The following is a 5,276-nucleotide window of genomic DNA, read 5'->3' as shown; positions in this document are numbered from 1 at the left end:
CATGTACAGGATCTTTAGCAGCAACCAATTGAAATAGATATAAAAATGGCTTCGATTGTGATCTGATTTTATCGCCAAACAAAACCGCCACGCACGAAGCCATGACCATTATCGATGCCAACCACTATCTTGAGCAACTTCTCTCTCCTGCCGAACTCGACCGCATTGCCCGTGACTGCCAATTTTGCTTGCGCAAACGAGCCATTACGCCTGCCATGCTGGTGACTGCACTCTTGCGGGCACTTGGCTGCGACCAGGTCGATGGTATCGCTGGATTGCACCATCATTTCAATGCCTTGCAACTGGTTGATGCCCATCAGGTTTCCTACAAGCCCTTTCACAACCAGTTGCGCAAAGCGTCGTTCGCCCTGTTCATGAAGGCGCTGGTTGAACGGGCTATCGCCTTGCGTATCGGCCAACAGATGAAGACTGCATCCCTTGGCGCATTCAAACAGGTGTTGTTGCAGGATGGTACTTCCTTTGCCGTCCACAAAAGCCTGGCCGAAGTGTTTCCGGGAAGGTTCAAGACCATTAGCCCGGCGGCAATCGAGTGTCATATGCTCATGTCTCTATTGGAGCAAAGTCCAGTTTGCATGCAGGTCTCTGCCGATACGGCGTCAGAGCGCCAGTTCCTGCCTGAGCCCGAGCGGCTCAATAACAGCCTGCTGTTGGCGGACGCGGGTTACATCGATATGGCCTACTTTGCGAAACTAAACGAGGCGGGCGGTTTCTATCTGGTCAGGGGTAGTAAGAGCCTGAACCCGAAGATTATCCGGGCATGGCGCGGTGACGAACGGGAAGTGCCGAAGCTGGCGGGCCTGTCACTCAAGGATGCTGGACGGCGGCACTGTCGGGCAGAGGTACTGGATATGGTGGTGAAATCGGGCAAGTTCGAGTATCGGCTGATCCGACGCTGGTTTGCCGAGGAGAAACGGTTCTGTATCTGGATGACCAATCTGCCACGAGAGGCATGGCCAGCAGAGCGGGTGATGAGCCTGTACCGCTGTCGTTGGCAGGTGGAGCTGCTGTTTAAGGAGTGGAAGTCGCACAACCGGCTCAAGGGCTTTGTGACAGGTCAGAAAGCCATTGCCGAGGGGCTGGTGTGGGCCAGCCTGTTGTCGCTGGTGATGAAAAGACGGGTAGCTCAGACGCTGATGGGGGACGGTTTATCCACACTGAAAGCGGCGAAAAATAGCGGAACCTGGTGGTTCCCGTTATTGGAAGCGGTGGCTCATCGGGTGTTGGTGGAAATAAGAGAGCGTCTGGAATGGGCTGCCGTTTACTTGGCGAAAAATGCCCGTCGAACCAAGCAGCGAAAATCGATACAGAACAGGACCTTAGAAGGAATTTCAAATGAAGTGTTTTCTTAAGGTCCTGTATATGATTTCCTGTTATCCGACCACGGCATGCCATTACACAGCCCCTTGTTTGCAACCTGATGGCAGGCCCAATCCGAGGAACACCATGCAGTTCGATCGTCTCGACATCAGCCTCTCCCACTACCGTCATCTCGACCGGGAGCATCGCGCCCACATCGCGCTGCTGGGGATAGTGATGCTGGCCATCATGGCCCTTCATCTGTTGCTGCTGCCCCACTTCCCCTACGAGCGCTTTTACGCCGTCAGCTTTGGCTTCGAGGTGATCAACTGGCTCACCATGCTGTTCCTGTTCTGGGTAGTGCAGTGCGCCCACCTGCCCACCCACACCTACCGCATGCTCTCCTGCGGTCTGATGTTGTGGATCATGGGGGCCACCGCCGACATCATGGATGAGCTGGTGGCGCAGCCACTCTGGCTCGCCATCTATGCCGAGGATCTGCTGCGCTCCAGCGGCATCCTGCTAAGCAGCATCGGTATCCTGAGCACCATGCACCACCTCTTCCACATCAATACCCAGCTCAGACAACAAGCGCTGTTCGACGATCTGACCCGGCTGCCAAACCGGCGCTATTTTCATCAGCAGCTGTTTCTGGAGCAGGGGATTTGCCACGCCCTCATCCTGCTGGATCTCGATCACTTCAAGGTGATCAATGACAACTACGGCCACGATATCGGGGATCGGGTGTTGCAGCAGTTTGGCGAGCTGTTGCAACAGCACTGCCCGCCCGGTGCGCTGGCGGCCCGTGTCGGGGGTGAAGAGTTTGCCCTGCTGCTGCCCGTCGCCCACGAAGCCGAGCTGCAGCAACTGGCCAACACCCTGCTCACTGCGACCCGCACCATAGCCCCCGACCCGGCCCATACCATGACGGTCAGCCTGGGAGTGGGAGTCCGCGAGCCCAAGGAACCGGCCGTCTCGCTGTTCAAGCGGGTGGATCAGGCGCTTTATGGCGCCAAGGAGGCGGGCAGAAACTGCGCGGTATGGGCGACGCCGACTAACAAGGAGGCGTGAAGAGCTACCGATTGATTACCGGTCACTGCGGAAGATTGCTGCTGAAACAGGGGCCCAAGGGCCCCTGTTTCATAGGGAAAATCCCCTCGCCTAAAAGCGGAAGGTAAGACCGATATTGGCCTGCCACTGGGTTACCAGCTCCCCGCGCACCTTGAACACGCACTGCTCCGGGTTGCAGAGAAACTGGTTGTTGTCGTTGACCAGCGAGCCATAACCGCGCACCTCGGCCCGCAGCGCCAGATGCTCGGCGAGGCGCGGTTGCACCCCAAGCGCCAGCGACATGGAAGGGGTCACCTCGCTGTCGTAGGCGGCAAAGCGGGTCACCCCGATCCCGGCACCGATATAGGGCGCCATCAGGTTGTCAGAGAGGGTCAAGGCACCGGAAAAGTGCAGGGTATCGACCGTCAGGCGATCCGGCTGGTCGGGAGAGAGGGTGGTGGACTGGTGGCTGTAGAGCAGCTCGATCATACCGGGATCATCCACCTCCTTGCTGATAAAGAGGCCCCAGCTGCCGGAGCCCTGCCCCTGCAGTGAAGCGAGCGAAGCCGAGACCGGCACCGGCTGCACCACCTCGTCACTCTTCTCGAAGTCGATGGCTGAGCTGTAGCCGAAAAATGGCGTCACCTGCCAACCGGATGTGGTCGCGGCCTCGCTACTCCAGGCCTGCCCCAGTGGCAGCAACAGCCCCATCATCACTATCCCGGCTCTCTTCATCATCATCCCCTGCTCCCTGTGTGATTGTGCAGAAAGCATACCAGAGGCGTCCTAGGCCCATCCTAAACGGCGGCTGTACCGGATCACTTTCATCGCGCGATGTCCCTCTCGCCAGAACCTCCGCCGAGCCGCCCCACTGGCACCCCTATGCCCCCCTGCCACCATTCATCGACGGTTAACCTCTGCCACGTATGCTGGCGCCAAAGCGGGTCATAGGGACCTGTCATCACCACTCAGAAGGACATCAGGGAATGGTTGCCGCGCAACTCAACGACCCCAAAACTACCCTCGCGGATACCCTGCGGGCCACCGCGCATGCCATCGACGAGAGCCACATCAGCCTGCGCCAGATGCTCGCGCTGGTGGGTGAGCAGGGCATGCTGCTGTTTTGCGTGCTGCTCACCGTCCCCTTCCTGTTGCCGGTCTCCATTCCCGGGGTCAGCACCCCGTTTGGCCTGTTGATCCTCTTTATCGGGATCGGCATCACCCTCAATCGGGTGCCCTGGCTGCCCGCCATGCTGATGGAGCGCCGCTTCGCTGCCGACCAGCTCAAGCCGACCCTGCACAAGGGGGCGGATCTGCTGGCCCGGGTCGATCGCGTTATCCGCCCGCGCCTGCTGGTGCTGACCGGCAGCAACACGGTCAACCGCTGCAACGGCCTGCTGATCATGCTGGCCGCCCTGCTGCTGATGCTGCCCCTGGGCGCCATCCCGTTCACCAACGCCATGCCTGCCTGGGCCATCCTGCTGCTGGCCACCGGCATGTTGCAGCGGGATGGTCTGTTCGTCGCCAGCGGCTATCTGCTGGTAAGCGCAACCCTGGTCTGGTTCAGCGTGCTGGCCATCGGCTTGCTGATGGCAGGCCAGAGCGCCAGCGGCCTGCTCGGCTAACCCCGATGCACAGAAAAAGGGCGACCAGATGGTCGCCCTTTTTGATTTGTGCGGGATACCGCCCGGTCAAAGCAGATCGTAGATAAGGGCCGAGATGGCAAGCAGCCCCATCACCAACACAAAAAGGGTACTCGGCCCGCGATAACGCTTGAGTGCGGGCAAGCGATAGATGGAGCAGGCCGGCAGCAGAAACAGGATCACCGCGATCAGCGGGCCACTGACGCGCTCGATGATGTCGAGCACATTGGGGTTCAGATAGGTGATGACGGCGGTCACCATAAACAGGATCACCGATGACACCCGGGCGATGGTTGACTCCTTGAGAGAGAGGCCCAGCCCCTGACAGGCACCGCTCACCATGCTCACCGTCCCCTCGCTCACCCCCATGGATGTGCCGAGGAAGGATTTGGACATGGCCAGAATGGCGATGAGCGGCCCCACATAGGCGATCAGCGGATTGGAGAACTTGTTCGCCAGCGCCGACAGCACGGAGATATTGTCGGTGCGGGCCAGCGCCATCTCGGCCTGACTCAGACTCATCACGCAGCTCACCACGAAAAAGAGCACGCTGCCGCAAATCAGCATACTGCTGCACTTGATGATCCGCTTGGCGCGCAGGTCGGCACTCTCCTGACAGCGCTTTTTCTGCGCCGCGCTGAAGGAGGAGATAATGGGCGCATGGCTGAAGGAGAAGACCATCACCGGCACGATCAGCCAGAGGGATTTCCAGAACGCCGGATCCCGCCAATCCACCGCCTGGCTCTCGCTGAAATAGGAGAGGCTCCACTGGGGCAGCAGATAGATGGAGAGGCCAATCAGAAAGGCAACCATCGGCAGTGCCAACACGCTGATGGCCGACACCACGATCTGTTTGCCGGCCAGCAGCACCAGATGCAGGCCCAGCATCACCCCCAGCACCAGCAAGCCGCGCGGAAGCTCGGCATCCCCCAGCTGGTGAACAACGAAGCTCTGGATCGCGTTGGTGATGGAGATGCTGTAGACCAGAATGATGGGGTAGAAGGCCATCAGATAGACCAGCATCAACAGCTTGCCCGCCTTGGCTCCGAAGTGCTCCTCCACCACATGGGTGATATCCCCCTCCTTGTGGGAGCTGGAGAGCACAAAGCGGCTCAATGCCCGATGGGAATAATAAGAGAGCGGAAAAGCCAGCAATAAAATAAACAGCAAAACGGGAATTCAGATAATAAGTGCGACACTCATGGATGAATGGCGAGAGGTGGCCAACTGATGATTGGTGGTACCCTTATGCTCGCCAAAGTAAAA

Annotated in this window: 5 protein-coding genes; 3 read left to right on the top strand and 2 right to left on the bottom strand. The window is 58.9% G+C overall.

The features are described 5' to 3' along the window. Positions 1-101 precede the first annotated feature (101 nt). Positions 102-1,370, top strand: a complete 1,269-nt coding sequence (locus AB5Y97_RS11010; protein WP_041206016.1) for an IS4-like element ISAeme4 family transposase — start codon at positions 102-104, stop codon at positions 1,368-1,370. A gap of 94 nt (positions 1,371-1,464) precedes the next feature. Further along, on the top strand, positions 1,465-2,388 hold the full coding sequence (locus tag AB5Y97_RS11005) for a GGDEF domain-containing protein (RefSeq protein ID WP_181223428.1): 924 nt from the start codon (positions 1,465-1,467) through the stop codon (positions 2,386-2,388). A gap of 90 nt (positions 2,389-2,478) precedes the next feature. Here AB5Y97_RS11005 and AB5Y97_RS11000 read toward each other — a convergent pair whose 3' ends face one another. Then, a complete protein-coding gene (locus AB5Y97_RS11000; RefSeq protein WP_279489132.1) occupies positions 2,479-3,102 on the bottom strand; it encodes an outer membrane beta-barrel protein in 624 nt (207 codons plus the stop codon). 251 nt (positions 3,103-3,353) lie between these two features. On the opposite strand from AB5Y97_RS11000, the gene AB5Y97_RS10995 reads away from it, so the two are divergent. Beyond that, positions 3,354-3,992 carry an exopolysaccharide biosynthesis protein gene (locus AB5Y97_RS10995; RefSeq protein WP_058056332.1) on the top strand — a complete coding sequence of 213 codons (639 nt, stop codon included), beginning with the start codon at positions 3,354-3,356 and terminating at the stop codon, positions 3,990-3,992. A 66-nt stretch (positions 3,993-4,058) separates the two neighbouring features. Here AB5Y97_RS10995 and AB5Y97_RS10990 read toward each other — a convergent pair whose 3' ends face one another. Next, positions 4,059-5,180 carry an amino acid permease gene (locus AB5Y97_RS10990; protein WP_368157881.1) on the bottom strand — a complete coding sequence of 374 codons (1,122 nt, stop codon included), beginning with the start codon at positions 5,178-5,180 and terminating at the stop codon, positions 4,059-4,061. Positions 5,181-5,276 lie beyond the last annotated feature (96 nt).

Source organism: Aeromonas sp. R10-2 (genome assembly GCF_040908445.1).
Taxonomy (GTDB): domain Bacteria; phylum Pseudomonadota; class Gammaproteobacteria; order Enterobacterales; family Aeromonadaceae; genus Aeromonas; species Aeromonas veronii.
The sequence above is the reverse complement of the archived record's forward strand: the minus strand, read 5'-3'. Positions and strand labels throughout refer to the sequence as shown.

What these genes read in the sequence shown, in the direction of transcription:
- AB5Y97_RS11010 (WP_041206016.1), top strand. Translation starts at nt 102, where the DNA reads ATGACCATTATCGATGCCAACCACTATCTTGAGCAACTTCTCTCTCCT.
- AB5Y97_RS11005 (WP_181223428.1), top strand. Translation starts at nt 1,465, where the DNA reads ATGCAGTTCGATCGTCTCGACATCAGCCTCTCCCACTACCGTCATCTC.
- AB5Y97_RS10995 (WP_058056332.1), top strand. Translation starts at nt 3,354, where the DNA reads ATGGTTGCCGCGCAACTCAACGACCCCAAAACTACCCTCGCGGATACC.
- AB5Y97_RS11000 (WP_279489132.1), bottom strand. Translation starts at nt 3,102, where the DNA reads ATGAAGAGAGCCGGGATAGTGATGATGGGGCTGTTGCTGCCACTGGGG.